A 25693-nucleotide genomic window follows, 5' to 3' on the forward strand; every position below is an offset into this window, starting at 1 on the left:
TGGGTTCTGACCTGCGGAAACTTGCTCGTGAGCCGGGTCCGACGACAAGCGAGCGGGGGGGGGGGCGCGGGGGGGGGGGGGGGGGGGGGGCCCCCCGGGGGGGGGGGGGGGGGGGGGGGGGGGGCCAACCCCCCCCCCCCGCCCCTGCCCCCACCGTTCACCCCTGATGCTCAGCCACGGCCCGCCCCGGCAATGCCGCGCACAGCCCGGCGCAGAGCACGAACCCGCCCATCACCCAGGGCATCGCCGAGGTCAGCGCCCCCGTCAACCCACCCGACGCATGCCCGAAGAACACGCTCCCGATCACGGCGGCTCCCACAGCCCCACCGAACTGCTGAGCCGTGGAAAAGATCCCGGACGCCCCACCCGCGAGCTCACCCGGCACCGCGGACAGCACCACATTCACCAGCGGAACCACCAGGAACCCCAGCCCCGCCCCCGCCAGCACCAGCCCCGGCACCAGCGGCCACGCCCCGGTGTGCACGGCGGAGGAGTCCTCGACGGCCACCCAGATCCACCCGAAGCCCCCGGCCATCAGCAATGCCCCCGCCCCCAGCACCAGCCGCCCGAACCGCACGGCCAACCCGTCCGCCGCGGGCGCGGTGAGGAAGCCGCCGACCGAGAAGGCCACGGTCAGCACGCCCGCCTGGGTCGGGGTGTAGCCCTCGCTGCCCTGCAGCCAGATCGCGAAGATCAGGAAGAAGCCCTGCATCCCGACGGAGAAGATGAGTTGGACCAGGACGCCCACCGAGAACGCGGGGAGCCGGAAGGCGCGGGAGGGCAGCAGCGGCACCGTCACCGATCCGCGTCTACGCGCCTCGTACACCCCGAGCCCACTCACCGCGAGCACTCCACCGGCGAGGCAGATCCATCCCCACAGCGGCCACCCGTTGCCACGCCCCTGCACCAGCGGAAGCACGATCGCGACGAGCCCGCCGGCGAGGAGCACACTGCCGAGCACGTCGGGCCGCCCGGCGGACCGCTCACGTGTGGCGGGGACGAGGACGAGTCCCGCCATGAACGTGCAGATGGCGACCGGCACGTTCACCAGGAACACGGACCGCCAGCCCCAGCCGAACAGATCCGCATCGGTGAGCACCCCGCCGAGCAGCAGCCCGACCGCGGAGGCGAATCCGGCGACCGCGCCGTACATCCCGAAGGCCGCTCCGCGCTCCTTGCCCTGGAAGAGCGTGCGGAACGAGCCGAGCACCTGTGGCATCAGCACCGCCGCCATCACGCCCTGCACGGCCCGAGCGGCCATCAGCTGTCCCGACGACTGGGCGATCCCGCACCCGAGGCTCGCGAGCCCGAAGCCCGCCGTGCCGGCGAGGAAGAGGAAGCGGCGCCCGAACCGGTCCCCGAGATGCCCGGAGACGATCAGGGTCGCGGCGAAGCCCAGCAGATACGCGGAGACCAGCCACTGCAAGGCGCTCTGTGAGGCGTGCAGGTCACGACCTATGGACGGGATCGCGACGTTCACGATCGTCACGTCCAGCAGGTCCATCAGCGCCGCGACCATCATCACGACGGCGGCGGCCCAGCGACGCGGATACGGCTCCGCGAGGGGTGAGGGGGGTGCTGCTGTGAGGCTCGTGGACATGGCGTCTCCCGTTGCTCCGGATTCGTTCGCTCGACATTTATTTCGTTCGGACTAACGAAAGACTTTCATCGACACAGCCGTGATCGCAAGTCTTTAGTTCGACCGAACGAAATATTTGCTAACCTGGCTCCATGAGCAGCGGAGACAAGCACGCCAAGGGCCACGGGGCCGACACGGGCGACGGAGCCGCCGACGACAGGCGGGCCAAGACGCTGGACCAGCTCATGACCGTGGGGCGCGAGCACAGTGGCGTCACGGTGATGTTCCATTCGGCGGTCGCGGCCAAGCAGGGCCTGAGTGCCACCGAGAGCAAGACCCTCGATCTGCTCCAGCGGTTCGGCCCGCTGACCGCGAAGGACCTGGCCGAACGCACGGGGCTGGCCCCCGCATCCGTCACCGGCCTGGTCGACCGCCTCGAGGGCAGGGGCTTCGTCCGCAGGGTCAAGCACCCGACCGACAAGCGCCGGGTGGTCGTCGAGCTGAACCAGGAGAAGATCGCCGAGCTGGCCGTGTTCTTCGACGACTGGGCGCGCGATGTCATCGAGGCCTGCGAGGAGTTCAGCACGGACGAGCTGGAGACCGTGATCCGCTTCCTGTCCGTCATGTCCGAACAGCAGCGGAAGGCCGCCGCGCGCCTCTCCCGCTAGACACGGAACGGCCCTCCGGCACCCGCACTCCCCATATCCCCCGAACCCGTCGGGCTTTTGCGGACGTCACGCTCCCCCACCGGGAAGGCGCCGCTCGCCCTGGCCTCCGGTTCGGGGGGCGGCACGGGCTCGTTGGCGGGCCCTCCGGTTCGGGGGCCGGCGCGGGCCCGTTGGCGGACGGAGGTCAGCGGCGCGAGGCCGTCCGCGCGGCCGACGAACTCGCCGCCCGGCCCGGGCTGACCGGAGGGGCCCGCACCGTCGCCCTACTGCGCCCCGTACACCGCCCCCGGAGCCTCCGCCTCCGCGAGCAGTTTCAGCGTCGCCTCGCCCGCCTCCGACGGCGTCCACCGTGCGCCCCTGTCCGCGGTCGGGCCCGGTCGCCAGCCCTCCATGACGGTGATCCGCCCGCCTTCGGTCTCGAAGACCCGTCCGGTGACGCCCGCGCTCGCGGCCGACCCCAGCCAGACCACCAGCGGTGAGACGTTCTCGGGCGCCATGGCGTCGAAACCGGCGCCGGGCGTCGCCATGGCCTCCGCGAAGGTCCGTTCGGTCATCCGGGTGCGGGCCGCGGGAGCGATCGCGTTGACCTGGACGCCGTACCGCCCCATCTCGGCGGCGGCGACGAGCGTCAGCCCGACGATCCCGGCCTTCGCGGCGCTGTAGTTGCCCTGCCCGACCGACCCCAACAACCCCGCTCCGCTACTGGTGTTGACGACCCGGGCCACCGGCGTACGCCCCGCCTTCGCCTCCGCCCGCCAGTGCGCCGCCGCATGCTTGAGCGGCAGGAAGTGGCCCTTGAGATGGACACGCAGCACGGCGTCCCAGTCCTCCTCGTCGAGGTTGACGAGCATCCTGTCGCGCAGGAACCCGGCGTTGTTGACGAGCGTGTCGAGGCGTCCGTACGTCTCCAGGGCGGTGCGGATGAGCGATGCGGCGCCCTCGGTCGTCGCGACGTCGCCGCCGTGGGCCACGGCTTCGCCGCCCGCCGCACGGATCTCGCCGGCGACCTGCCGGGCAGGATTGTCCGGTCCCGGCATGCCGTCGAGGCCGACCCCGAGATCGTTGACGACGACGCGCGCGCCCTCGGCGGCGTACGCGAGCGCATGTGCCCGGCCCAGTCCACGCCCCGCGCCCGTGACGATCACGACACGCCCCTCGCACAGCAGCGGTGCGCTCATCTCACTTCTCCTTGTTGGCGGTTGCGGCGTCGAGGAAGGCGGGCAGCTCCCCGCCCCCATGGACGAGCAGCGAGGCCCCGCTGATGTAGGCGGCGGAATCCGAGGCGAGGAAGACGGCGGCCTCGCCGACATCGGACGGCTGGGCGAGACGGCCCAGCGGAACGGTGCGCGCGACGGCGGCGATGCCGTCCTCGCCGCCGTAGTGCAGATGCGCCAGTTCAGTGCGGACCATACCGACGACCAGGGTGTTGACCCTGATGTCGGGGGACCATTCGACAGCCATCGAACGGGCCAGGTTCTCCAGGCCCGCCTTGGCCGCCCCATAGGCCGCCGAGCCTGGTGACGGTCGTGTCCCGCTCACGCTGCCGATCATCACGACCGAGCCCTTGGCCCGCTTGAGGTGCTCGTACGCGGCGATCGACGCGGTCAGCGGGACGGTGAGGTTGAGCTCGATCACGCGCGCGTGCCGCTCGGCGCCCGCCTGTGCCAGCGGCCGGTAGGGCGTGCCGCCCGCGTTGTTGACCAGGACGTCGAGCCGGGGCAGCGCGTCGAAGAAGGCGCGCACGGCGGCCGGGTCGCGCAGATCGACGGCCGCGAAATCGGTTCCCTCCAGGGGCGCCTCGGGCGGCCTGCGCGCACAGACCACGACGTGCGCGCCCGCCCGCGCGAACGCCCGCGCGATCCCGGCCCCGACCCCACGGGTGCCGCCGGTGACGACCACGGTCCTGCCTCCGAGATCCATGGTGTCCACGTTGTCCACAGGGCCTCCCGCGCGGATGCATTCGCTGCTAGCTTCGAGACTGTGCCTAACAAACGTTTGGTGGAAAGGTAGCTGATGCGCCCATGGGTGTCTCCACCTCGTCCCCGGAAAAGGGGATTTCCGTCGTCACGGTCGACTTCCCGCCGGTGAACGCACTGCCGGTGCGTGGCTGGTTCGACCTGGCCGACACCGTCCGCGCGGCGGGCCGCGACCCCGAGATCCGCTGTGTCGTGCTGACGGCCGAGGGGCGCGGCTTCAACGCGGGCGTCGACATCAAGGAGATGCAACGCGACACGCAGGGGCATCGCGCGCTCATCGGCGCCAACCGCGGCTGCTTCGAGGCCTTCGCCGCGGTGTACGAGTGCGAGGTGCCCGTCGTCGCGGCGGTGCAGGGCTTCTGCCTGGGCGGCGGGATAGGGCTCGTGGGGAACGCGGACGCGATCGTGGCGAGCGAGGACGCGACCTTCGGGCTGCCCGAGCTGGACCGAGGAGCGCTCGGCGCGGCCACGCATCTGGCCCGTCTTGTCCCGCAGCACCTGATGCGCGCCCTGTACTACACCTCGCGCACCGCCACCGCCGCCGAACTGCACGCGCACGGCTCGGTGTGGAGGGTCGTGCCGCGCGAGGAACTGCGCGCGGCCGCCCTGGAGTTGGCGCGCGAAATAGCCGTCAAGGACGGTCACCTCATCCGGCTCGCGAAGGCGGCGATCAACGGCATCGATCCCGTCGACGTGCGTCGCAGCTACCGCTTCGAGCAGGGCTTCACCTTCGAGGCGAACCTCGACGGAGTGGCCGACCGCGTCCGTGACACCTTCGGAAAGGAGGCCCCCCAGTGAGCGACAAGACCATGTCGGCCGACGAAGCCGTCGCCCGGCTGGAGAGCGGGATGACCCTCGGCATCGGCGGCTGGGGCTCGCGCCGCAAACCGATGGCGCTGGTGAGAGCGCTGCTCCGCACCGAGATCACCGAGCTCACCGTCGTCTCGTACGGCGGCCCCGACGTGGGCCTGCTGGCCGCCGCCGGGCGGATACGGAAGCTCGTCACCGCCTTCACGACCCTCGACTCGATCCCGCTCGAACCGCACTACCGCGCGGCACGCGAGAGCGGCGCCTTCGAGCTGATGGAGGTCGACGAGGCGATGTTCATGTGGGGGCTGCGCGCCGCCGCGAACCGTCTGCCGTTCCTGCCGGTGCGGGCGGGCATCGGCTCGGACGTGATGCGGGTCAACCCCGGTCTGCGAACGGTCACTTCGCCGTACGCCGACGAGTCCTCCGGGATACGCGAGGAGTTCGTCGCCATGCCCGCGCTGCGCCTGGACGTGGCCCTGGTCCACATGAACCGCGCGGACCGCCTCGGCAACGGCCAGTATCTGGGCCCGGACCCGTACTTCGACGACCTGTTCTGCGAGGCGGCGGACGCCGCGTATGTGTCCTGCGAGCGGATTGTGGACACGGCGGAGCTGACCAAGGAGGCCGCGCCGCAGACGTTGCTGCTCAAGCGGTCGAGCGTGACGGGGGTCGTCGAGACGCCGAACGGCGCGCACTTCACCTCGTGCGTGCCCGACTACGGGCGCGACGAGGCTTTCCAGAGGCTGTACGCCACCACACCACACGCCGAGTTCGCCGAGCGGTTCCTGAGCGGGGACGAACACGCCTACCGCAGCGCCGTCCAGGCCTGGCAGAGGGAGCAGAACCAGTGAGCACGACCCGAGCGGAGACCGAAGCGAAGGCGTCTCGCGCCGAGTACTGCGTGATCGCCTGTGCCGAGGCCTGGCGGGGCAACGGCGAGGTGCTCGCCAGCCCGATGGGCGTGATCCCGTCCATCGGCGCCCGCCTCGCCAAGCGCACCTTCTCGCCCGACCTGCTGCTGACCGACGGCGAGGCGATGCTCGTCGGCCTCGACGGCACTCCGGAGGGCTGGCTGCCGTACCGGCAGCATCTGACGATGGTCACCGGCGGCCGCCGGCACGTGATGATGGGCGCGAGCCAGATCGACCGCTTCGGCAACCAGAACATCTCCTGCATCGGCGACTGGTCCAAGCCCAGGCGCCAGCTGCTGGGCGTGCGCGGCGCCCCGGTCAACACGCTGAACAACCCGACCAGTTACTGGATCCCGAAGCACTCGCCGCGTGTCTTCGTCGAGCGGGTCGACATGGTGTGCGGGGTGGGATACGACCGCGCCGCCGCCGCGGGGCCGAGCGCCACGCGCTTCCATCGCATCCCGCGCGTGGTGACCGACCTCGCTGTCCTCGACTTCGCGACGCCCGACCACTCGATCCGCCTCGCCTCGCTGCACCCCGGCGTCACGGTCGAGCGGGTGAGGGCGGCGACGGGCTTCGCGCTGACAGTCTCCGACGAGGTGCCGTACACCCGTGAACCGACCTTGGAAGAGCTGGAGTTGATCCGCGAGATCATCGACCCTAAGGGCACCCGGTATCGCGAGGTCCCGGACAGCGGCAAGGTCGGGCACTGATGGAGACCGCGCTGACCCGGCTCGTCGGCGTCCGCCACCCCATCGTGCAGACCGGCATGGGCTGGGTGGCCGGCCCGCGCCTGGTCTCCGCCACGGCGAACGCGGGCGCGCTGGGCATCCTGGCCTCCGCGACGATGACGCTCGACCAGCTGCGGGACGCCGTACGAGAGGTCAAGTCCCGTACGGACGAGCCGTTCGGGGTGAATCTGCGTGCGGACGCCGGGGACGCGGGCGACCGGGTGCGGATCATCGTCGACGAGGACGTGCGGGTCGCGTCCTTCGCCCTCGCCCCCTCGCGCGAGCTGATCGCCGAGCTCAAGGAGGCGGGTGTGATCGTCGTCCCGTCGATCGGGGCGCGCCGGCACGCCGAGAAGGTGGCCGCCTGGGGTGCCGACGCGGTGATCGTGCAGGGCGGCGAGGGTGGCGGACACACCGGCGAGGTGGCGACGACCGTGCTGTTGCCGCAGGTGGTGGACGCGGTCGACATACCGGTCGTGGCGGCGGGCGGCTTCTGCGACGGCCGGGGGCTGGTGGCGGCGCTGGCGTACGGCGCGGCGGGCATCGCGATGGGGACACGCTTCCTTCTGACCTCCGACTCGACCGTCCCGGACGCGGTGAAGGCGAAGTACCTGGCGGCCACGGTCAAGGACATCACGGTCACGACGGCAGTCGACGGGCTCCCGCACCGCATGCTGCGCAGCGAACTCGTCGACTCCCTCGAGAGGTCCGGCCGTACGAGCACCCTCGCGCGGGCCGTTCGCCGAGCCGCCGGGTTCCGGAGGATGTCGGGCCTCTCCTGGTCGCAGATGATCCGTGACGGCCTGGCCATGAAGCACGGCAAGGACCTCTCCTGGAGCCAGGTCCTGCTCGCCGCCAATACGCCAATGCTGCTCAAGTCCTCGATGGTGGACGGGCGTACGGACCTGGGGGTGATGGCCTCTGGGCAGGTCGCGGGGGTGATCGAGGACCTGCCCTCGTGCGCGGAGCTGGTCGGGCGGGTGATGGCGGAGGCCGACGTGACGCTGGGCTCCCTGCCGGCGCCCGATGCGTCACTGCCCGCCTGACGTCGGCTCGGAGCCCGACGGAGGGTCCCCACAATGTTTTCGCCCCCTCCGCCCCTACCCGTCCCGGTCCCTGGGTGATGCGCCCCCAGGCCCCCGCTAGAAGTTTGCGCAGTTCCGCGCCCCTACCCACGTGCAGCCGAAAGGCTGGTAGGGGCGAAAAACCCATCGCGTGCACCGGCCGGTTCGGCCGACGCACTCAGGCGGAACCGGAACCGTCCGATGCCTGCTTCGCCGTGCGGCGGTACTCGGCATTGATGCGCTGTGCTTCCTCGAGCTGGTCCTCGAGGATGACGATGCGGCAGGCGGCCTCGACCGGGGTCCCTCTGTCGACCAGCTCGCGGGCGCGAGCAGCGATCCGGAGCTGGTAGCGGGAGTAGCGCCGGTGTCCGCCCTCGGAGCGGAGCGGAGTGATGAGCCGGGCCTCGCCGATGGCCCGGAGGAAACCCGGGGTGGTGCCGAGCATCTCGGCGGCCCGGCCCATCGTGTATGCGGGGTAGTCGTCGTCATCCAGACGATCGCTCAGTGGACTGTCTGCTGTCATGTCACCTCGTTCTGCAACGCGTCGAGGAGCCCTGGTGCCGTACGGCACCAGGGCCCCGAGGAAAATTGAACACCATCTGCCGGCGTTACTGCGCGCCGACCTTCTGTTTCCGACGCCCGGCCCGGGAGAGGGCAGGGAGTACGGGAATCGCGGTTGCGTGACCGGGGACCACCTTCCGTTCCGGGGCCTTGCGGTACCCGGTCCGAACGCTCTCCGGCCGGGCGATCCTGATGGCGTCTACTCCCTCCGTCCTCTGGTGAATCGGTGTGTGTAGAACCGGTACTGCGGTACTGCCCGTGCTCTCCCGCCAGTTCGTGTCTGCCGGGCATCTCCGACTGTGTCAACGAGAGAAACCCTAACCACACACCCAGCCAATGTCTACTCTGACAAACACAGATTTTGGTCGGCACGAGCGCCAAATATCCTCACCTCACCTCTACGGGTGGGTAGCGGGAACGGCCGCTGGATAGAATCGGCTCCCATGTCGAACCCTGACGAGCTGCTCGTCGGCATCTCCGCCATGGTGGAGTCCGGGCAGAGCAATCAGATGTCACTGACCGTGGTTGTCGGTGGTGCTGTCATCACCGGCCGACTGGCTCCCGAAGCCATGTGGAGGGAGCGGGTCTCGGAGGTGCTCAAGGACTCCGACCACCTCGACTCGTTCTCCGGCGTCTTCATCGCAGACCGGCCGCGGGCCCGGGCCAACCGTGGCGAGGCGCCCACGCATCTGCACTTCCATCTCGCCCGGATCCTCCAGGGCAACATCGGAATTCCCGAGACCGGTGGGATGTACCGCGTCGCGATCAAGGACGTCAGCGCCTGGACCGTGGGCGACTTCAGCTACTCCGATCACTGAGACGTCGTACTGAGACGCCGTGTCCGGCGCCTTCTGATGGACAGTGTCGGTCGACCGGAACAACCGGCACAGGACAGCGATGAAGGGCCCTGCCGACGCGCGTCGGCAGGGCCCTTCATCGCTGTCCTGTGCCGGACGCCGTCCGGTGGATCAGCTTCCGGCGATCGTCGTCACACCCCCAGGGGGGTGGGGCTGCCGAGCAGCGCCGAGGCCGTCTCGAGCGGCGTGGGGGCGTGCGAAGCATGCGGGACGGGCGCGGCCTCATGGCCGCTTCGGCAGGTGAAGCCGAGCCGCGCCATGGCCCGGGTGACCTCTCCGCTGGTGAAGTCGCGGCGGTCCTGCCGGGTGATGACTTCGCCCACCTGCTTGACGGGGTAGTGGCGGCGGCCGATGAGCACGGACTCACCCGTGATGGTCTCCGGCTTCACACCCTTCATCGAGGTCAGTACCCCGCTCTTGGTGAGGTCGAACGGGAACCGGGCGATGACGCAGCGCATGATGCCTCACAAGATCACAGGGAAGGAAGAAGGGGACCGGGCCGGCTGGGGTCGGGACGGGGTCGATCAGCGGGACATTGCGAGAGCGCCCAGGGCGGGACCGTGTTCGCCGGCGACGACGGACGGGGCGCCGGGCTGCCGACACCGCGTCGCGTGCCCGGCTCCGGGCGTCGTCGTGGTCACAGGCGGGGCGGACGGCCCGTCGGCGCTGAGGACGTCCCGCAGCCGGAGCCGGTCCGTGTAGGCGGAGCTGTCGCGGACAGCGACGAGCCGGGTCCGGGTGATCGACCCCGTGACCTGCTCATCCCGGTCGCACAGGACCAGAAACCCGACACGAGCACCGACCATGACGGACAGCGCCACCTCGACGGTCATGTCGTCACAGACCTGCGGTCCGGACAGGTCCATGGCCCCGGCCGAAGCCGAGGGGAGGGGGTGTGCGGGGCGTTGCCGAGTCTGGGCCGGTGTCAAAGGATGCCTCCTGCGGGGACGGGCGGATTTTCCGGTCACGACGGGCCGGGCGCGACGGGCTCAACACGACGGTGCGGGCCGTGACGGACTCGGGTACGACGGTGTCGGACGCGACGGTCTAGGCGGCCGCGTCGACGGCGGACGAGCGCTGCGCCGTGCGGCGTGCCGCATCGCCGGTGGACCGGCCCCGGCCGACGCGACCACGCCGGCCGCGGGACGAGGAGGATGCGCTGCGCCGGGGACGTTCCGTGGCCGGCCCGGTGATGGTGACCGGGACGCCCGAGGGCGCCTGGGCACCGGTGATGCGGCTCAGTTCGGCTTCGCCCGAGCGCACCTGGGTGGTCTGCGGGGTGATGCCGGCGGCGGCCATCAGCCGGTTCATGTCGCGGCGCTGGTTGAGGGTCACCAGCGTGACGACGCTGCCGGACTCACCGGCGCGGGCCGTGCGGCCTCCCCGGTGCAGGTAGTCCTTGTGGTCGCTGGGCGGGTCGACGTTCACGACCAGGTCGAGGTTGTCGACGTGGATCCCACGTGCCGCGACATTGGTCGCCACCAGCACCGTCACATGCCCGGACTTGAAGCGGGACAGGGTCCGCGTGCGCTGCGGCTGGGACTTGCCGCCGTGCAGGGCGGCGGCCCGGACACCACTGTTCAAGAGGTGCTCGGTCAACCGGTCCACCGCGTGCTTGGTGTCCAGGAACATGATCACCCGGCCGTCCCGGGCCGCAATCTCGGTCGTCGTCCGGTGCTTGTCCGCGCCGTGCACGTGGAGTACGTGGTGCTCCATGGTGGTGACCGCGCCCGCGGACGGGTCGACGGAGTGGACCACGGGGTCGGTCAGGTAGCGGCGGACCAGCAGATCGACGTTGCGGTCCAGCGTGGCCGAGAACAGCATCCGCTGGCCTCCAGGGCGCACCTGGTCGAGCAGCTCGGTGACCTGGGGCATGAAGCCCATGTCGGTCATCTGGTCGGCCTCGTCGAGCACGGTGACGGCGACCTGGTCCAGGCGGCAGTCGCCACGGTCGATGAGGTCCTTGAGCCGACCCGGCGTGGCGACGACGACCTCCGCTCCCGTACGCAGCGCACCGGCCTGCTTGCCGATCGACATGCCGCCGACCACGGTGGTCAGCCGCAGCCTCACGGAGCGGGCGTACGGAGCGAGGGCGTCGGTGACCTGCTGGGCCAGCTCGCGGGTGGGTACGAGGACGAGGGCCAGCGGCTGCCGCGGCTCGGCGCGTCGGCCGGCCGTACGGGCCAGCAGGGCGAGGCCGAAGGCGAGGGTCTTGCCCGAACCGGTGCGGCCACGGCCCAGTACGTCACGGCCCGCCAGGGAGTTCGGCAGGGTCGCGGCCTGGATCGGGAACGGTACGGTCACGCCCTCGTGGTCCAGCGCGCGCAGCAACTGCGCCGGCATATCGAGATCGGCGAACGCCTCGACGGCGGGCAGTGCCGGGGTGACCGTCTTCGGCAGTGCGAACTCGCCCTGGGGCGAGGTCTGTCGGCGTCCGTGGCCTTCGGGACGGCGCGGGGAGCCGGTGCGGTTTCCGCCCCTCGCGGAGCCCGGATTTCCGGTGCGAGTGCGGGCGAAGCGCTCATTTGTGCGCATGCGGTTCACGTGGAACCTTCCTTGACGTGGCGCGTATCAAGGAATTCCCGCAGAAAACGAGCAGCGCAGAGAATTGCAAGAACGAGCCGAAGAAAATGGGAGCCGAATCGGGTGGGAAATCGGATCGGCGGGGGAGATTACTCGCGGGAGGCTTCGCCGGAGCGCATGGTGCGATTCCTGCGAGGGTGCCGGCCGCTCCGTATGGAGGCCCCGACGGATTTTCGTCCGGAGCTCGGACGGGACCCTGGAGAGTGGGTCGCGAATCCCCTGAAACGCAGCGAGCCGGGACCCGCACCCAAGGTGCGGGCCCCAGCTGCGAAGTACGTGCCGACGTCAGGCGGGAACGATGTTCTCGGCCGTCGGACCCTTCTGACCCTGCGCGATGTCGAACGTGACCTTCTGGCCCTCCGACAGCTCGCGGAAGCCCTGGGCGGCGATGTTCGAGTAGTGGGCGAAGACGTCAGCGCCGCCACCGTCCTGCTCGATGAAGCCGAAGCCCTTTTCTGCATTGAACCACTTCACGGTTCCGGAAGCCATGTTATTTCTCCTTCGGGGCGGTGCTCGGAGTTCACGATGTGTGTACTCCGTGTCGCCGTGATGATCACCCTGCCGGAAATAACCGGAGCCATAAAGAATCCCCACTGGAATGAATTGGTGGGGACACCTGCAAGATTTCGGGAACCACGACTGCAACTGAGATCGAGAGTAGCACGGTGCGATCGGCCGTGCGCGACAAATAACTCCGCCATGCCTGTCGAGTGAGTAATATTCACCGCGCTTCAAGCTCAATTCTCACTTTGCAGGCACAGATATTGGCGTGCCCGGGGCCCATGGTTTCTGCCGAGGATTCGAGGGGCGGCGGCTCGTCGAGATCCCCTCGCGGACCCGCGGTTCCGACCGGCGTCGGCACCGAAGTCCCGTCCACCGGGCGGGACTTCCCGAAGGACCTCATCGAGGCCCGGGACAAGTTCGATGAAGTACGAGGCGAACTGAGGCTCCCGCGATGCCCCACACGCTGCGGGCAATCGGCGGCGAGGACGAGACGATCGCCGAGCTGGAGATGATCGTGGGCTTCGACGACGACCTGGCCGACGAAGCGACCGGGGTCGCCAACCGACTCCACGGCCTACTCACACAGATCCACCCCTCCCCGGAACGGGTCCTGGGACCACGGTTGCAGCACCCGGCCGTCCTTGCCGTGCTCGATCCGTCCGGCCAGACGACGAGCCGACCTGCTCCTCGCGATGCTCTGCGACGGCACCTTCCACGACCCACAACCCGCCCTCATGGGTTGACGAAACCCATAGGGGCACCGCGCGTCACCTCAGAGCCGCTCGATGATCGTCACGTTCGCCTGGCCGCCGCCCTCGCACATGGTCTGGAGGCCGAACCGGCCGCCCGTGCGCTCCAGTTCGTGGAGGAGTGTCGTCATGAGCTTCACCCCGGTGGCACCGAGCGGATGCCCCAGCGCGATCGCGCCACCGTTGACGTTGACCTTCTCCGGATCGGCCCCGGTCTCCTTCAGCCAGGCGAGGACGACCGGAGCGAAGGCCTCGTTGATCTCGACGAGGTCGATGTCGCCGATGGACATGCCGGTCTTCTTCAGGGCGTACGCCGTGGCCGGGATGGGGGCCGACAGCATGCGGATGGGGTCCTCGCCGCGCACCGAGAGGTGGTGGACCCGCGCGCGGGGCGTCAGCCCGTGTTCGCGGACCCCCCGCTCCGAGGCGAGCAGCATCGCGGCGGCGCCGTCGGACACCTGGGAGGAGCAGGCTGCGGTGATGGTGCCGCCCTTGACGACCGGCTTCAGACCGGCCATCTTCTCCAGCGAGGTGTCCCGGCGCGGACCCTCGTCGACCGTGACCTCCCCGTAGGCCACGGCCTCGCGCGCGAAGCGGCCCTCGTCGATGGCACGGATCGCCCGCTGGTGGGAGCGGAGCGCGAACTCCTCCTGGTCACGGCGGCTGATGCCCCACTTGGCGGCGATCAGCTCGGCGCCGTGGAACTGGTTGACGGGCCGGTCTCCGTAGCGCGCCCGCCAGCCCTCGCTGCCCGCGAAGGGCCCCCCGGTGAGACCGAGCGGTTCGGCGGCCTGGCGGGAGGCGAAGGCGATGGGTATCTGCGACATGTTCTGGACGCCGCCGGCGACCACCAGGTCCTGGGTGCCGGACAGCACGCCCTGCGCGGCGAAGTGGATCGCCTGCTGGGAGGACCCGCACTGCCGGTCGATCGTGACGCCCGGCACCTCCTCGGGCAGCCCGGCCGCCAGCCAGCAGGTGCGGGCGATGTCACCGGCTTGCGGCCCCACCGTGTCCAGGCAGCCGAAGACGACGTCCTCGACGGCGGCCGGGTCGACTCCGGACCGCTCGACCAGGGCCTTGAGGACATGTGCTCCGAGGTCGGCCGGGTGGACACCGCTCAGGCCTCCCCCGCGCCGCCCGACGGGTGTGCGGACCGCTTCGACGATGTAGGCCTCGGCCATGACAACTCCCTCGCAGACATGGGTTATTCGCGTACGGAGATCCCGTCGAGGACCATTGACAGGTACTGCCGGGCGATCTCCTCAGGGCTGTGCTGTCCACCGGGCCGGTACCAGGACGCGGCGACCCACACGGTGTCGCGCACGAACCGGTAGGTGAGCCGGATGTCGAGGTCGGCCCGGAAGACCTCGGCGTCGACGCCGCGCTCCAGCGTGCTCAGCCACGCCTTCTCGAAGTTGCGCTGCGACTCGGCGAGGAACGCGAAGCGCTGCTGGGCAGCGAGGTGCTTGGACTCCTTCTGGTAGATGGCAACGGCCGCGCGGTGCCGGTCGATCTCCCGGAAGGACTCGGTGACCAGGGCCTCCAGGGTTTCCCTGGGACCCAGTTCGGCGTCCAGAACGGCGTCGTACCCGTTCCAGAGCTCGTCGAGGAAGGTCCGCAGGATCTCCTCCAGCATCGATTCCTTGGAGTCGAAGTGGTAGTAGAGGCTGCCCGCGAGCATCCCGGCCTCGTCCGCGATCTTGCGGACGGTGGTGGCGTTGTAGCCCTGCTCGGCGAAGACCTCGGCAGCGGTGTCGAGGAGTTCACGTCGCCGCTCCGGCGAGGCGGTCACCTGGGGCTTCTTCTTGGTAGGCACGGTCCCATTGTCGTCCTAGGCGTGCTGGCTGCTGACGGAGACGACCTCGCCCGTCATGTACGAGGAGTAGCCCGACGCCAGGAACACGATCACGTTGGCCACCTCCCAGGGCTCGGCGTGGCGTCCGAAGGCCTCGCGCGCGGTCAGTTCTTCGAGGAGCTCGGGCGTGGTGACCTTGGCGAGGTGCGGGTGCATGGCAAGGCTCGGTGACACGGCATTGACACGCACTCCGTACGCGGCGGCCTCGATGGCGGCGCATCGGGTGAGCGCCATGACGCCGGCCTTCGCAGCGGCGTAGTGGGCCTGGCCGGCCTGGGCGCGCCAGCCGACGACGGAGGCGTTGTTCACGACGACCCCGCCCCCCTCCTGATCCTTGAGCCGGCGCAGGGCTGCCCGGGTGCACCGGAACGTGCCGTTCAGCGTTACGTCGAGCACCTTCGACCACTGCTCGTCGGTCATGTCGACGAGCGCCGAAGTGCCGCCCAGGCCGGCGTTGTTGACGACGACGTCCAGGCCGCCGTGCAGGTCGGCGGCCGTGTCGAAGAGGGTCTGGACCTGGTCCTCGTCGGTGACGTCGCAGGGCAGTGCGGCGACATTCGCGGCACCGAACTCCTCGGCGAGTGCCTGCTCGGTCTCCTTGAGCCTCCGTGTGTGCGCGTCGCTGATCAGCACGCGCGCGCCCTCCTCCAGGAACCTGCGCGCCGTGGCCCCGCCGATGCCCGCGCCCGCCGCTGCGGTGACAACGGCGGTGCGCCCTCGCAGCAGCCCGTGCCCAGGCACGTACTCCGGACCCTCGACGTCTGTCATGTCTGCACGCTAACCTACCAAACACTTGTTAGGGAAGGTTGTCGCAGAGATCACCGCCGAAAGGTGCCGCCGATGGATCTCGCCCGTTCGCCCGCCGATGAGGCGTTCCGCGCCGAGGCCCGGGCCTGGCTCGACGCCCATGTCCCGGCCGTCCCCCTCCCCTCGCTGGAGACCGAGGAGGGCTTCGCCGCGCACCGCGCGTGGGAGGCCGAACTGGCCGCGGACCGCTGGTCGGTGGTGTCCTGGCCGACGGCGTACGGCGGCCGGGACGCGGACATCGTCCGCTGGCTGGCCTTCGAGGAGGAGTACTACGCGGCGGGCGCGCCGGGCCGGGTCAGCCAGAACGGCATCAGCCTTCTCGCGCCGACACTCTTCGACCACGGAACCCAGGAGCAACGCGCGCGCGTGCTGCCGTCGATGGCCACGGGCGAGGTCATCTGGGCACAGGCCTGGTCCGAGCCCGAGGCGGGCTCCGACCTGGCCTCCCTCACCTCGCGCGCGGTGCGCACGGCCGGCGGCTGGCTGCTGAGCGGGCAGAAGACCTGGTCGTCACGGGCCGCGTTCGCCGATCGCGCGTTCGGCCTGTTCCGCAGCGACCCGGACACCCCCAAGCCCCACCAGGGCCTGACCTACCTGATGTTCGACCTCCGCGCACCGGGCGTGACGGTCCGCCCGATCGGCCGTCTGGACGGCAGACCGGCGTTCGCCGAGCTCTTCCTGGACGACGTGTTCGTCCCGGACGACGATGTGGTCGGCGAGCCGGGCCAGGGCTGGCGGGTCGCGATGTCGACCGCGGGCAACGAACGCGGGCTGACGCTGCGCTCACCGGGCCGCTTCCTCGCCGCCGCCGACCGGCTGGTGTCCCTCTGGCGCGCCCGGGCGGACCCCACGGACACGGCCCTGCGCGACCGGGTGGCCGACGCGGTGATCGGCGCCCGCGCCTACCAGCTCTTCACGTACGCCCACGCCTCCCGCTTCCTCGACGGCGAGAGCATCGGCCCGGAGTCCAGCCTGAACAAGGTCTTCTGGTCCGAGTACGACATCGCACTGCACGAGACCGCGCTCGATCTCCTCGGACCGGAGGGCGAGTTGGCGGACACCGCCTGGTCCGAGGGGTACGTCTTCTCCCTCGCGGGTCCCATCTACGCGGGCACCAACGAGATCCAGCGCGACATCATCGCCGAGCGGCTGCTCGGCCTCCCGAAGGGACGCCGCTGATGCGTTTCCTCCTCGACACCGAGCAGCGTGCCTTCGCCGCCTCCCTGGACGCGATGCTGACCTCCGCGGACACGCCCACGGCCGTCCGCGCCTGGGCCGCGGGCGACCACGAGCCGGGCCGCGTCCTGTGGTCCCGGCTCGCCGACGCGGGCGTCTTCGCACTGGCGATACCCGAGGCGTACGAGGGGGTGGGCCCCCTTCCCGTGGAACTGACCGTCGCTTTCCTGGAGTTGGGCCGACACGCGGTGCCGGGCCCCCTGGTGGAGACGGTGGCGACGGCCGCGCTCCTGTCCTCGCTCGGCGAATCGGGCCCGGCCAAGCGCCTCCTGCCGACGCTCGCGTCGGGCGAGGCGGTGGCCACGCTGGGGCTACCGGGCGGAGCGCCGTATCTGCTCGACGGGGATGCGGCGGAAGTGCACCTGGCGGTGCGGAGCACCGGTGAGACCGCCGAATTGCACCTGACACAGGCACCGGTCCACACCTCCACGCCGACCACGACACCGACACCGACACCGACACCGACAACCGTCGACCACACCGACAGCGGCGGCGCGTCGCCCGCATCGCACGACGCGACAAGGCAAGCACGGGTCCGCGGCAGCGGCAGCGGCAGCGGCAGCGGCAGCGGCAGCGGCAGCGGCAGCGGCAGCGGCAGCGGCAGCGGCAGCGGCAGCGGCAGCGGCAGCGGCACAACGGGAGCGGGCGCGCCGGGACATGGGGGCCCTCAGACCTCCGGGGTCTCCGCGCCCCTAGGGAGCCCCGGCACCACCGCGATGCACGGAACCCCCGGCACGCCCGCGACCTCCCGAATTCCCGACACCCCCGCACCCCCCGGCGCGTCCCCTCGTCCCTCCCTCGACCCCGCGCGCCGGCTCACTCGCCCCCTCCCGGGCGGTGAGCTCCTCGCCACAGGGCCCCACGTGGCTCGCGCTGCCGCCCAGGCCCTCGTGTGGGCTCGGCTCGCCACCGCTGCCCAAGCCCTGGGGGTCGGGCTCGCGCTCCTCGACCGGACGGTCGGCCATGTGAAGCAGCGAAGCCAATTCGGGGTACCCATAGGCTCGTTCCAGGCCGTGAAGCACCGGCTGGCGGACGCGAAGATCGCCCTGGAGTTCGCGCGGCCGCTCGTCTTCGGGGCTGCCCTGTCCATGGCCCCGGCCGATGTGGCCGCCGCCAAGGTCACGGCCTGCGAGGCCGCGTACGCCACCGCCCGTACCGCGCTCCAGCTTCACGGCGCGATCGGCTACACGGCCGAGTACGACCTCTCCCTCTGGCTCACCAAGGCCCGCGCCCTGCGCACCGCGTGGGGCAGCCCGGCCGAGTGCCGGGCTGCGGTGCTGGCCGGTCTCAGTGGTGATGGTCCTCGCTCGTGAGCTCCCGGTACTCCTCGACCGTCGGCTTCGGGATCTGCGTATCGGGTCCGTACAGAGCCCGGGCCAATCGGGCGCGCAGCCGGCGGGAGGGGCCCACCCGACGGACCACGCCGTTGGCGTCGACGAGCGGACCCACCTCGTACGGCGGCGCCTGCTCGTGCTGGGTGAGGGTGAACCGCTGCGCCTGCGAGAGCGGTTCGTGGACCTCGACGTACTCGCCGTGCGGGAGCCGCTTGACGATGCCGGACTCGCGCCCGTGCAGCACCTTGTCACGGTCCCGGCGTTGCAGCCCCAGACAGATCCGTTTCGTCACGACGTAGGCGAGCGCGGGCCCGACGAAGACGGCGACCCGTACGAACCAGGTGATCGTGTTGATCGAGAGGTGGAAGTGGGTGGCCCACAGGTCGTTGCCGCCGCCGACCAGCAGGACGGCGTACAGCGTCAGCCAGGCGACGCCGAGCCCCGTGCGGGTGGGTACATTGCGCGGCCGGTCCAGGATGTGGTGCTCACGTTTGTCCCCGGTGACCCACGCCTCGATGAACGGGTAGAGGGCGATGGCGGTCATGATGAGCGGGAAGAGGGAGAAGGGGATGAAAACGCCCAACTGCAGGGTGTGGCCCCAGGCGTTGATCTCCCATCCCGGCATCACCCGGATCAGCCCCTCGGAGAACCCCAGATACCAGTCGGGTTGCGCGCCGGTGGTCACCAGGTCGGGGCGGTAGGGCCCGAAGGCCCACACGGGGTTGATCGTCGCGATCGCGCCCATGATCGACAGCACGCCGAAGACGAGGAAGAAGAAGCCGCCCGCCTTGGCCATGTAGACCGGCATGAACGGCATGCCGATCACGGACTTCTGGTCCCGTCCGGGCCCGGGGTACTGCGTGTGCTTGTGGTAGAAGACCAGGATCAGATGGGCGACGACCAGGCCCAGCATGATCCCGGGCAGCAGGAGTACGTGGATCGGGAAGAACCGCGGAATGATGTCGTGCCCCGGGAACTCTCCTCCGAAGAGGAAGAAGGAGAGGTACGTCCCCACGATCGGGACCGACAGAATGGCGCCCTGCGCGAAGCGGACACCGGTGCCGGAGAGCAGGTCGTCGGGGAGCGAGTAGCCGGTCAGCCCGGTGATCAGGCCGAGCATCAACAGGGTCCAGCCGAACAGCCAGTTGACCTCGCGCGGCTTGCGGAACGCGCCGGTGAAGAACACCCGCATCATGTGCACGAGCATCCCGGCGAGGAAGACGAGCGCCGCCCAGTGGTGGATCTGCCGGATCAGCAGTCCGCCGCGCACGTCGAAGCTGATGTCGAGCGTGGACTCGTACGCCCGCGTCATGATGATGCCGTTCAGCGGCTTGTACGAGCCGTGGTAGACGACCTCGACGCCGCTCGGCTCGAAGAACAGGGTGAGATAGACGCCGGTGAGGATCAGGATGAGGAAGCTGTAGAGGCAGACCTCGCCGAGCATGAACGACCAGTGGTCCGGAAAGACCTTGCGCATGTTGGCCTTGGCCAGCCCGTAGATGCCCAGCCGCCCGTCGGCCCAGTCCGCGAGCCGCTCCCCTTTGCCCACCTCGCCCCGCCGCCCGGTACTCGAGGTCCCCACAGGTGAAGTCCCCGTATCCCGACCGGTGTTGACGTCTCGCACACCCATACGCCGCTCCCCTCGGCCCCCCAGGGTGGCATGGCGTCCGGCCGAAGCCAACGGGGCGTCACGAGCCGAGCTCAGCCCCCTGGGGCACGAGAGCGATGACAGCGGTACGTCCCGTCGCGCGCAGCTCGGCGTCCTCGCCGGTCAGCAGCGCTGCGTCGTACCGCCCGAGGGTCAGTCCGGCCACCTCGGCAGTCCCGTCGAGCACGACGACCAGCACGGCCGGCCCCGCCGGGACGGCGACGGGCAGCCGGGAACGCACGACCCTGACGGTGGGGGCCGCATCGCCGCCCCTGCGCCACATGACGTTGAGGTTCACGACCGGGCCCTTGAGCAGGCGGCAGTCGGTCGGCAGGTCGCCGGGGAAGCCCCTCGGCACATACCGCGTATCGACACGACGATGTTCGCCCCCGACGGTCAGATCCATCCCCTCACCCTCGACCATGGTGAGGATCCGGTCCACCTCGGCGAACGCCGAGAACGGCCCGCCGGCGCCGACGTCGGCGAGGCTCACCCGCCACATGAAATCGCTCATGTCCGCGCCTTCGGGCCAGGCGGCGATCTCACGGGTCACCCCTCCCCCGTTCTTCCAGGGCACGGCGACCCGCTCGGCGGCGGGCAGCGGTCGTACCGTCACTGCACGATCCCCTGCGCCCGGGCCGCCGCCAGCCACTGCGGGAACTCCCCCACCAGCCGGTCGTACAGCTCCCCGTCGGACACCTTCCGCGGATCCGAACCGGCGTGGAAGAACCCGGCGTTGTCGACGACCCGCTTCTGCGGCACCGCCAACTCATCCAGCTTGCGCAGGAATTCGAACTGCCTGCTGCCCGGGTCCCCGAACCCTATGAACTGCCAGAACAGCGGAAGCTTCGCCGCCTTGCACAAGTACCTTTCGGCGGCGAGCTTGTTGATCGGACCGCCGTCGGTCTGGAAGACGACGAGGGCGGGGTCCTTGGAGCCACTGTCCAGGTAGTGGTCGATGACGGCGTCCATGGCGAGGTGATAGCTGGTCTTGCCCATGTGCCCGAGCCCGGCCACGATCCGCTCGACGCGGCCCTGGTGGTTGTCGAGCGCGATGTCGGTGACGGCGTCGATGTCGGTCGAGAAGAAGACGACCGGCACCGTCCCGTCGTCGTCGAAGTGGGCCGCCATGCCGAGCACCCGGTCGGCGAGCGCCTGCACACTGCCGTCCTGGTAGTACGGCTTCATCGACCCCGAGTAGTCGACCACCAGATACACGGCGGCCCGCTGCCCGTTCAGCCCGTGCTTGGTGAGGGAGACTCCCGCGCTCTTGTACAGACTGACCAGCGCGGGCGCGGTCTCCTCCACCTTGGTGAGGCTGATTCCGGCCATGCGGGACTCCCATTGCACGAGGGGTACGGGAGTGCCGAGATTACGTCACCACGGGCACTCCGGCCCCTGCCGTCCCACCCGCACACCGGTGTTCGCTATTTTGTTCGCCGCCGACCCCACCGGCTGATCGTTCCCCCCTTCCCATTGAACTCCGAGGAGCCGGCCGTGGAGCCCGAGTCCGCCGTCACCACCTGCTATCGCCATCCCCAGGTGGAGTCTCATGTGCGCTGTACCCGGTGCGACCGCTACATCTGCCCGGACTGCATGCGCGAGGCGGCAGTCGGCCACCAGTGCGTGGAGTGCGTGAAGGAGGGGGCGCGCTCGATCCGCCAGGCCCGCACCGCCTTCGGTGGCCGGATCTCCGCAGTGCCCCTGGTGACGTACGCCCTGATCGGTCTCAACGTGCTCGCCTATCTGGCCGAGCTGGTGCGTTCGTCGGTGGTGGACCGCTTCGAGATGCTGGGCGCCGGTCTGGTGGGGCCGGACGGCGGCCACTACATGTGGCAGGCCCCGTACCCGTCGGACTTCCACCCCGAAGGCGTCATCGACGGTGAGTGGTACCGGCTGCTGACCGGGGCTTTCCTCCATCTGCCGCCCACCGAGGGCACGTTCGGGATCCTGCACATCGTGATGAACATGGTCTCGCTGTGGAACATCGGCCGGGTCGTGGAGGCCCAGCTCGGCCGCGTCCGCTACATCACCCTCTATCTGCTCTCGGCACTCGGCAGCTCCGTCCTCGTCCTGCTGATCGCGCCGGACACCCCCACGCTCGGCGCGTCCGGCGCGATCTTCGGCCTGGGAGCCGCGTACTACGTGATGGCCCGCCGACTGGGGGCCGATATGCGGAGCGTCAACCAATTCATGGCCGGGCTCCTGGTGTGGCTGGTGGTCTCGGCGTGGATCACCTCCTGGCAGGGCCACCTGGGCGGTCTGCTGGCGGGCGGCGTCGTGACGCTCGCCTACGCGTACGCACCCCGCGACCGCCGCCGCACCCCGATCCAGGCGGCGGCCTGCGCGGGGCTGCTGATCCTGCTGGTGGTGTCGGCGGTAGGCAAGGTGATGGAGCTGAAGAACGGAACGGCGTAGCAACAGACCCGACCGGAAGAGTCCGCGCTCCCCACGCACCCGCACCCATCCGCCCGCGCCCGCCCGCAGTGGCGACGCACGCCCCCACGCACCCGCACCCATCCGCCCGCGCCCGCCCGCCCGCAGTGGCGACGCACGCCCCCAGGCACCCGCGGCCGCCGACGCATGGAAGGGGCCGTGCCCGTACATCACATGCCCCGTCGCTTACGTGGTTGCCAACAGGCAGAGCCATGAAAGCCAAGCGATCTGCCACCGGCGACGGGGCGGATGTACCGGCACGGCCCCGCCCCACCCACCGGCGGAACGAGCGAAGGCGCCGGCACACCGGCCCCCAGCGGAACGCGCGACGGCGCGGCACACCGACCCCCAGCGGAACGCGCGACCGCCCGCACCCCGTGCGCACCCCCCGCCGTACGCTGTGCGCCATGAAACGCGCTGGTTGCCTCCTGTTCGCCGCAGTCCCGCTCCTCGTTACCGCGGCGGTCTACTTCGTCACGCCCGAGCACAAGGACGCGCAGAACGCCAAGGGCAGCACGTCCGCCGCGGAGCAGGCACGTCAGGACGCCAAGTCGCACGCCGAGCGCACGGCCGAGCAGGCGGCCGACGACGAGCTGATCGCGGACCTGCCGCCCGGCCTCGCCGCCCCGGCCAAGAAGGAGCTCGCGCAGCAGATCGTGGCGAGCGCCGAGAACTCCACCCTCGACTGGCGCAGCGCGTACCGCTACATCGAGGACATCGGCGACGGCCAGGGCTACACCGCGGGCATCATCGGCTTCTGCACCGGCACCCACGACCTGCTCACCCTGGTCGAGCGGTACACGAAGGCCCACCCGGACAACGGCCTCGCCCGCTACCTCCCCGCCCTGCGCAAGGTCGACGGCACGGACTCCCACGAGGGCCTCGACGGCTTCCCGGCCGCCTGGCGCAAGGAGGCCGGTGCCACCGCGTTCCGCGCGGCGCAGGACAGCGAACGAGACCGCGTCTACTTCGACCCCGCGGTCCGCCTCGCCAAACTCGACGGCCTCGGCACCCTCGGCCAGTTCATCTACTACGACGCCATGGTGCTGCACGGCCCCGGCACCAGCCCCGACAGCTTCTACGGCCTGCGCGAACGCGCCCTGCGCGAGGCCGACCTGCCTTCCCAGGGCGGCAGCGAGAAGTCGTACCTGGACATCTTCCTCGACATTCGCCGTACGAGCATGAAGTCCAAGAACCCGGACCGCGACACCACCCGCATCGACACGGCCCAACGGCAGTTCGTGTACGACGGGAACCTGGACCTGCACACGCCGCTGAAGTGGAAGGTCTACGGGGAGACGTACCACGTGCCTTGACTTGTACTCCCTCCTGAAGGAGGAAGATTCTGGCCGTCCCACTCGTTGGTGCACTGCTATGCGGCGCGGTTTTCGGGCGGGATTCCGTGACTTCCTGTTTCATCGCGCTGTGCCGGAATAGGTTCTGGTCTTATCGGCGCTCCGCAGGCTGATGCCGCCAGTCCGGCGGCCGTTTTCACGTTCTTTGCGGCGTTGTGGTCCCGGTCGTGCTGGGTGCCGCAGGCGGGGCAGGTCCATTCCCGCACGTCCAGGGGCTTGGGTCCGTCCCGGTGCCCGCAGGCGGAGCACACCTGGCTGGTGGGCTCGAACCGACCGACCTTCACAAAGGTGCGCCCGTACCGCTGCGCCTTGTAGTCGAGCATGGCCACGAACTGGGACCAGCCCGCATCGTGCACGCTCTTGGCCAGCCTCGTGCGCGCGAGTCCGGACACCGCGAGGTCCTCCACCGCGACCGCTTGGTTCTCGCGGATCAACTTCGTGGACAACTGTTGGTGGAACTCCTTGCGCGCGTCAGCCACTTGAGCATGGACCCGGGCAACCTTGAGGCGGGCCTTCTCCCGGTTCCTCGATCCTTTCTGCTTGCGCGACAGCTCCCGCTGCGTCTTCTTCAGCTTCTTCTCCGCTCGGCGCAGAAACCGCGGGGAATGAATCTTCGTGCCGTCCGAGAGGACGGCGAAGTGGGCCAGGCCCAGGTCGACGCCGATCGCGGCATCCGGCTCCGGCTCGTTCCAGCGCTCCTGGTCGGTTTCGGGGTCGGTGTCGATGACGAAGCTGGCGAAGTACCTTCCGGCCGCATCCTTGATCACCGTCACGCTCGATGGCGTCACGGGCAGTTCCCGCGACCACTTGGCCTTGATCTCCCCGATCTTCGGCAGCGACAGCCGCCCGTTGTCGGTGATCTTCCAGCGGGCGTTCGCGGTGTACCGGATCGCCTGCCTTCGGTCCTTGCGGGACTTGAACCGGGGCGCACCCACCTTCTTGCCCTTGCGCTCGCCCGTGAGAGAGGCGAAGAAGTTCTTGTACGCGGCCTCGGCGTCCCGCAGCGCCTGTTGCAGGACAACCGCGGAGACCTCACCCAGCCAGGAACGTTCTGGAGTGTCCTTGGCCCGGGTAATCAGTGTTTGAGACAGGACGGCAGCGGTCGGGAAAGGCTCCTTGGCCACGCGCGCCTGTTCACGGGCGCGTACCGCGTCGTTGAACACGACACGGGCGCACCCGAACGCCCGTGCCAGCGCGCTGCGTTGGCTGGACTCCGGGTACAGGCGCTGTACCGAAGCTGCATGACGGGCATCCTACGTACCTGGGCTATGGCTGACATGGAGAAGATTCGCACTGGTATACAGCGTGCATTCGTGTGCCACGTCCACTTGGCTTTCGTGACTAAGTTTCGGCACAAGGAGTTCAAGGACGTTCATCTTCGGCGCATGGAGGAGATCATGCGAGCCGTGCGCGAGGACTTCGAGTGCGAGCTCGTGGAGTTCAACGGCGAGGACAACCACGTCCATCTGCTGGTGAACTTCCCGCCCAAGGTCACCGTGACCAAACTCGTCAATTCCCTCAAGGGCGTCTCCTCCCGGCGCCTGCACCAGGAGTTCGACAACCTCACCCAACACTACTGGCGGGCCAACAAACTCTGGGCGGGTTCCTACTTCGCCGGCACCGTCAGCGGCGCACCCCTCAGCATCGTCAGGCAGTACACCGAGCAACAAAACCGGCCGACCTGACCGGCCGTGCCCGACACGAGGCAGTGGCCCTCCGTGCCACCGAGGGGAGTGCCGGTCAGCCATCGGTCGATGCGGATGAGGTTGATCGCGGTGGCGGCGAAGACGTGGCCGAGCCGGGTTGTGGGCAGGTTGCGGTAGCGGATGCGGCGGAGGCCGGTGACGCGCACGGCCTGGGAGATCGTGCCTTCGACGCCGGCTCGGATCGCGTAGCGGTCCTTCCACTCGTCGGTGCCCTGGGCCTGGCGGACGGCTTCAAGGGCTTCGTAGCGGTCGCGGGGCAGGAAGGTCAGGCCCCTGCCTCGGCGCCCGGAGGGAGGCTTGGTGCACTGCGTCTGCTTGGGGCA

Annotated in this window: 26 protein-coding genes and 3 pseudogenes; 13 read left to right on the plus strand and 16 right to left on the minus strand. The window is 69.9% G+C overall.

Going from position 1 to position 25693, the window contains the following annotated elements:
* Positions 1 to 157 precede the first annotated feature (157 nt).
* Positions 158 to 1600 (minus strand): MFS transporter, encoded by a 1443-nt coding sequence (locus ACIBK0_RS11020; protein WP_399077964.1) that lies wholly within the window; start codon positions 1598 to 1600, stop codon positions 158 to 160.
* Between the two features lie 131 nt (positions 1601 to 1731).
* Between ACIBK0_RS11020 and ACIBK0_RS11025 the strand changes: the two genes are divergently transcribed.
* Positions 1732 to 2247 carry a MarR family winged helix-turn-helix transcriptional regulator gene (locus ACIBK0_RS11025; protein ID WP_399077966.1) on the plus strand — a complete coding sequence of 172 codons (516 nt, stop codon included), beginning with the start codon at positions 1732 to 1734 and terminating at the stop codon, positions 2245 to 2247.
* A 263-nt stretch (positions 2248 to 2510) separates the two neighbouring features.
* Here ACIBK0_RS11025 and ACIBK0_RS11030 read toward each other — a convergent pair whose 3' ends face one another.
* Complete coding sequence (locus tag ACIBK0_RS11030) at positions 2511 to 3425, minus strand: SDR family oxidoreductase (RefSeq protein ID WP_399077967.1); 915 nt, start codon at positions 3423 to 3425, stop codon at positions 2511 to 2513.
* A gap of 1 nt (position 3426) precedes the next feature.
* Positions 3427 to 4167: an SDR family oxidoreductase gene (locus tag ACIBK0_RS11035; RefSeq protein ID WP_399078037.1), complete on the minus strand. Its 741-nt coding sequence runs from the start codon at positions 4165 to 4167 to the stop codon at positions 3427 to 3429.
* A 101-nt stretch (positions 4168 to 4268) separates the two neighbouring features.
* Between ACIBK0_RS11035 and ACIBK0_RS11040 the strand changes: the two genes are divergently transcribed.
* Genes ACIBK0_RS11040 through ACIBK0_RS11055 form a run of 4 tightly spaced genes read left to right on the plus strand, consistent with a single transcriptional unit; the run spans position 4269 to position 7721 of the window.
* Entirely contained in the window at positions 4269 to 5021 is a 753-nt protein-coding gene (locus ACIBK0_RS11040; protein WP_399077969.1) for an enoyl-CoA hydratase family protein, read from the plus strand.
* Positions 5018 to 5884, plus strand: coding sequence for a CoA transferase subunit A (locus tag ACIBK0_RS11045; RefSeq protein ID WP_399077971.1), 867 nt, complete (start codon positions 5018 to 5020; stop codon positions 5882 to 5884). Before ACIBK0_RS11040 ends, ACIBK0_RS11045 begins: the two co-directional genes overlap by 4 nt.
* The gene (locus ACIBK0_RS11050; RefSeq protein WP_399077973.1) at positions 5881 to 6657 is read left to right on the plus strand and encodes a CoA-transferase subunit beta; all 777 of its coding nucleotides are present in this window, start codon (positions 5881 to 5883) and stop codon (positions 6655 to 6657) included. The genes ACIBK0_RS11045 and ACIBK0_RS11050 overlap by 4 nt, the downstream gene beginning before the upstream one ends.
* Positions 6657 to 7721 (plus strand): NAD(P)H-dependent flavin oxidoreductase, encoded by a 1065-nt coding sequence (locus tag ACIBK0_RS11055; RefSeq protein WP_399077975.1) that lies wholly within the window; start codon positions 6657 to 6659, stop codon positions 7719 to 7721. Before ACIBK0_RS11050 ends, ACIBK0_RS11055 begins: the two co-directional genes overlap by 1 nt.
* Before the next feature lie 196 nt (positions 7722 to 7917).
* Here the strand turns inward: ACIBK0_RS11055 and ACIBK0_RS11060 are convergent, their stop codons facing one another.
* Positions 7918 to 8262 carry a MerR family transcriptional regulator gene (locus tag ACIBK0_RS11060; protein WP_399077977.1) on the minus strand — a complete coding sequence of 115 codons (345 nt, stop codon included), beginning with the start codon at positions 8260 to 8262 and terminating at the stop codon, positions 7918 to 7920.
* A gap of 481 nt (positions 8263 to 8743) precedes the next feature.
* On the opposite strand from ACIBK0_RS11060, the gene ACIBK0_RS11065 reads away from it, so the two are divergent.
* The gene (locus ACIBK0_RS11065; RefSeq protein WP_399077979.1) at positions 8744 to 9118 is read left to right on the plus strand and encodes a hypothetical protein; all 375 of its coding nucleotides are present in this window, start codon (positions 8744 to 8746) and stop codon (positions 9116 to 9118) included.
* Between the two features lie 170 nt (positions 9119 to 9288).
* Here ACIBK0_RS11065 and ACIBK0_RS11070 read toward each other — a convergent pair whose 3' ends face one another.
* From ACIBK0_RS11070 to ACIBK0_RS11085, 4 genes are all read right to left on the minus strand, one after another.
* Entirely contained in the window at positions 9289 to 9615 is a 327-nt protein-coding gene (locus ACIBK0_RS11070; protein ID WP_399077981.1) for an SCO5918 family protein, read from the minus strand.
* Between the two features lie 66 nt (positions 9616 to 9681).
* Positions 9682 to 10023 (minus strand): hypothetical protein, encoded by a 342-nt coding sequence (locus ACIBK0_RS11075; RefSeq protein ID WP_399077983.1) that lies wholly within the window; start codon positions 10021 to 10023, stop codon positions 9682 to 9684.
* Positions 10024 to 10204: 181 nt separating this feature from the next.
* Positions 10205 to 11701, minus strand: coding sequence for a DEAD/DEAH box helicase (locus ACIBK0_RS11080; RefSeq protein WP_399077985.1), 1497 nt, complete (start codon positions 11699 to 11701; stop codon positions 10205 to 10207).
* Between the two features lie 324 nt (positions 11702 to 12025).
* Positions 12026 to 12229: a cold-shock protein gene (locus tag ACIBK0_RS11085; RefSeq protein ID WP_356065783.1), complete on the minus strand. Its 204-nt coding sequence runs from the start codon at positions 12227 to 12229 to the stop codon at positions 12026 to 12028.
* A gap of 457 nt (positions 12230 to 12686) precedes the next feature.
* Between ACIBK0_RS11085 and ACIBK0_RS11090 the strand changes: the two are divergent.
* Positions 12687 to 12897: pseudogene (locus tag ACIBK0_RS11090) on the plus strand (transposase); the annotation flags it as partial.
* Positions 12898 to 13016: 119 nt separating this feature from the next.
* Here ACIBK0_RS11090 and ACIBK0_RS11095 read toward each other — a convergent pair.
* Genes ACIBK0_RS11095 through ACIBK0_RS11105 form a run of 3 tightly spaced genes read right to left on the minus strand, consistent with a single transcriptional unit; the run spans position 13017 to position 15616 of the window.
* Positions 13017 to 14174 (minus strand): acetyl-CoA C-acetyltransferase, encoded by a 1158-nt coding sequence (locus ACIBK0_RS11095; RefSeq protein ID WP_399077987.1) that lies wholly within the window; start codon positions 14172 to 14174, stop codon positions 13017 to 13019.
* A 23-nt stretch (positions 14175 to 14197) separates the two neighbouring features.
* A complete protein-coding gene (locus tag ACIBK0_RS11100; RefSeq protein ID WP_189187684.1) occupies positions 14198 to 14809 on the minus strand; it encodes a TetR/AcrR family transcriptional regulator in 612 nt (203 codons plus the stop codon).
* A gap of 15 nt (positions 14810 to 14824) precedes the next feature.
* Positions 14825 to 15616 carry an SDR family oxidoreductase gene (locus ACIBK0_RS11105; protein WP_399077990.1) on the minus strand — a complete coding sequence of 264 codons (792 nt, stop codon included), beginning with the start codon at positions 15614 to 15616 and terminating at the stop codon, positions 14825 to 14827.
* Positions 15617 to 15688: 72 nt separating this feature from the next.
* Between ACIBK0_RS11105 and ACIBK0_RS11110 the strand changes: the two genes are divergently transcribed.
* The 3 genes and pseudogenes from ACIBK0_RS11110 to ACIBK0_RS11120 form a co-directional block, all read left to right on the plus strand.
* A complete protein-coding gene (locus ACIBK0_RS11110; protein ID WP_399077992.1) occupies positions 15689 to 16834 on the plus strand; it encodes an acyl-CoA dehydrogenase family protein in 1146 nt (381 codons plus the stop codon).
* A 53-nt stretch (positions 16835 to 16887) separates the two neighbouring features.
* Positions 16888 to 17124, plus strand: a pseudogene (locus tag ACIBK0_RS11115) (acyl-CoA dehydrogenase family protein); the annotation flags it as partial.
* Positions 17125 to 17664: 540 nt separating this feature from the next.
* A pseudogene (locus ACIBK0_RS11120) lies at positions 17665 to 18204 on the plus strand (acyl-CoA dehydrogenase family protein); the annotation flags it as partial.
* On the opposite strand, the gene ACIBK0_RS11125 reads toward ACIBK0_RS11120, so the two are convergent.
* From ACIBK0_RS11125 to ACIBK0_RS11135, 3 genes are read right to left on the minus strand one after another with little or no spacing between them, the layout of a single operon-like run.
* Positions 18179 to 19855 carry a cytochrome bc complex cytochrome b subunit gene (locus ACIBK0_RS11125; protein ID WP_399077994.1) on the minus strand — a complete coding sequence of 559 codons (1677 nt, stop codon included), beginning with the start codon at positions 19853 to 19855 and terminating at the stop codon, positions 18179 to 18181. The pseudogene ACIBK0_RS11120 and the gene ACIBK0_RS11125 sit on opposite strands and share 26 nt — an antisense overlap.
* Positions 19856 to 19913: 58 nt before the next feature.
* The gene (locus ACIBK0_RS11130) at positions 19914 to 20489 is read right to left on the minus strand and encodes a HutD family protein (RefSeq protein WP_399077996.1); all 576 of its coding nucleotides are present in this window, start codon (positions 20487 to 20489) and stop codon (positions 19914 to 19916) included.
* The gene (locus ACIBK0_RS11135; protein WP_399077998.1) at positions 20486 to 21205 is read right to left on the minus strand and encodes a vWA domain-containing protein; all 720 of its coding nucleotides are present in this window, start codon (positions 21203 to 21205) and stop codon (positions 20486 to 20488) included. Before ACIBK0_RS11135 ends, ACIBK0_RS11130 begins: the two co-directional genes overlap by 4 nt.
* Before the next feature lie 165 nt (positions 21206 to 21370).
* Here ACIBK0_RS11135 and ACIBK0_RS11140 point away from each other — a divergent pair, with 165 nt between their 5' ends.
* Complete coding sequence (locus tag ACIBK0_RS11140) at positions 21371 to 22291, plus strand: rhomboid family intramembrane serine protease (protein ID WP_399078001.1); 921 nt, start codon at positions 21371 to 21373, stop codon at positions 22289 to 22291.
* A 425-nt stretch (positions 22292 to 22716) separates the two neighbouring features.
* Positions 22717 to 23625 (plus strand): chitosanase, encoded by a 909-nt coding sequence (locus ACIBK0_RS11145; RefSeq protein ID WP_399078003.1) that lies wholly within the window; start codon positions 22717 to 22719, stop codon positions 23623 to 23625.
* Positions 23626 to 23681: 56 nt separating this feature from the next.
* Here ACIBK0_RS11145 and ACIBK0_RS11150 read toward each other — a convergent pair whose 3' ends face one another.
* On the minus strand, positions 23682 to 24887 hold the full coding sequence (locus ACIBK0_RS11150; RefSeq protein WP_399078039.1) for an RNA-guided endonuclease InsQ/TnpB family protein: 1206 nt from the start codon (positions 24885 to 24887) through the stop codon (positions 23682 to 23684).
* Between the two features lie 45 nt (positions 24888 to 24932).
* On the opposite strand from ACIBK0_RS11150, the gene tnpA reads away from it, so the two are divergent.
* Positions 24933 to 25349, plus strand: a complete 417-nt coding sequence (gene tnpA, locus ACIBK0_RS11155) for an IS200/IS605 family transposase (protein WP_399078005.1) — start codon at positions 24933 to 24935, stop codon at positions 25347 to 25349.
* Here tnpA and ACIBK0_RS11160 read toward each other — a convergent pair.
* Positions 25271 to 25693 (minus strand): transposase (locus ACIBK0_RS11160; RefSeq protein WP_399078007.1); only part of this gene is annotated, 423 nt, incomplete at its 5' end. The genes tnpA and ACIBK0_RS11160 overlap by 79 nt on opposite strands.

Origin of the sequence: Streptomyces sp. NPDC050564 (genome assembly GCF_044457265.1) — a bacterium.
Taxonomy (GTDB): domain Bacteria; phylum Actinomycetota; class Actinomycetes; order Streptomycetales; family Streptomycetaceae; genus Streptomyces.

What these genes read in the sequence shown, in the direction of transcription:
- ACIBK0_RS11020 (WP_399077964.1), bottom strand. Translation starts at nt 1,600, where the DNA reads ATGTCCACGAGCCTCACAGCAGCACCCCCCTCACCCCTCGCGGAGCCG.
- ACIBK0_RS11025 (WP_399077966.1), top strand. Translation starts at nt 1,732, where the DNA reads ATGAGCAGCGGAGACAAGCACGCCAAGGGCCACGGGGCCGACACGGGC.
- ACIBK0_RS11030 (WP_399077967.1), bottom strand. Translation starts at nt 3,425, where the DNA reads ATGAGCGCACCGCTGCTGTGCGAGGGGCGTGTCGTGATCGTCACGGGC.
- ACIBK0_RS11035 (WP_399078037.1), bottom strand. Translation starts at nt 4,167, where the DNA reads ATGGATCTCGGAGGCAGGACCGTGGTCGTCACCGGCGGCACCCGTGGG.
- ACIBK0_RS11040 (WP_399077969.1), top strand. Translation starts at nt 4,269, where the DNA reads ATGGGTGTCTCCACCTCGTCCCCGGAAAAGGGGATTTCCGTCGTCACG.
- ACIBK0_RS11055 (WP_399077975.1), top strand. Translation starts at nt 6,657, where the DNA reads ATGGAGACCGCGCTGACCCGGCTCGTCGGCGTCCGCCACCCCATCGTG.
- ACIBK0_RS11060 (WP_399077977.1), bottom strand. Translation starts at nt 8,262, where the DNA reads ATGACAGCAGACAGTCCACTGAGCGATCGTCTGGATGACGACGACTAC.
- ACIBK0_RS11065 (WP_399077979.1), top strand. Translation starts at nt 8,744, where the DNA reads ATGTCGAACCCTGACGAGCTGCTCGTCGGCATCTCCGCCATGGTGGAG.
- ACIBK0_RS11070 (WP_399077981.1), bottom strand. Translation starts at nt 9,615, where the DNA reads ATGCGCTGCGTCATCGCCCGGTTCCCGTTCGACCTCACCAAGAGCGGG.
- ACIBK0_RS11075 (WP_399077983.1), bottom strand. Translation starts at nt 10,023, where the DNA reads ATGGACCTGTCCGGACCGCAGGTCTGTGACGACATGACCGTCGAGGTG.
- ACIBK0_RS11085 (WP_356065783.1), bottom strand. Translation starts at nt 12,229, where the DNA reads ATGGCTTCCGGAACCGTGAAGTGGTTCAATGCAGAAAAGGGCTTCGGC.
- ACIBK0_RS11095 (WP_399077987.1), bottom strand. Translation starts at nt 14,174, where the DNA reads ATGGCCGAGGCCTACATCGTCGAAGCGGTCCGCACACCCGTCGGGCGG.
- ACIBK0_RS11105 (WP_399077990.1), bottom strand. Translation starts at nt 15,616, where the DNA reads ATGACAGACGTCGAGGGTCCGGAGTACGTGCCTGGGCACGGGCTGCTG.
- ACIBK0_RS11110 (WP_399077992.1), top strand. Translation starts at nt 15,689, where the DNA reads ATGGATCTCGCCCGTTCGCCCGCCGATGAGGCGTTCCGCGCCGAGGCC.
- ACIBK0_RS11125 (WP_399077994.1), bottom strand. Translation starts at nt 19,855, where the DNA reads ATGGGTGTGCGAGACGTCAACACCGGTCGGGATACGGGGACTTCACCT.
- ACIBK0_RS11135 (WP_399077998.1), bottom strand. Translation starts at nt 21,205, where the DNA reads ATGGCCGGAATCAGCCTCACCAAGGTGGAGGAGACCGCGCCCGCGCTG.
- ACIBK0_RS11145 (WP_399078003.1), top strand. Translation starts at nt 22,717, where the DNA reads ATGAAACGCGCTGGTTGCCTCCTGTTCGCCGCAGTCCCGCTCCTCGTT.
- tnpA (WP_399078005.1), top strand. Translation starts at nt 24,933, where the DNA reads ATGGCTGACATGGAGAAGATTCGCACTGGTATACAGCGTGCATTCGTG.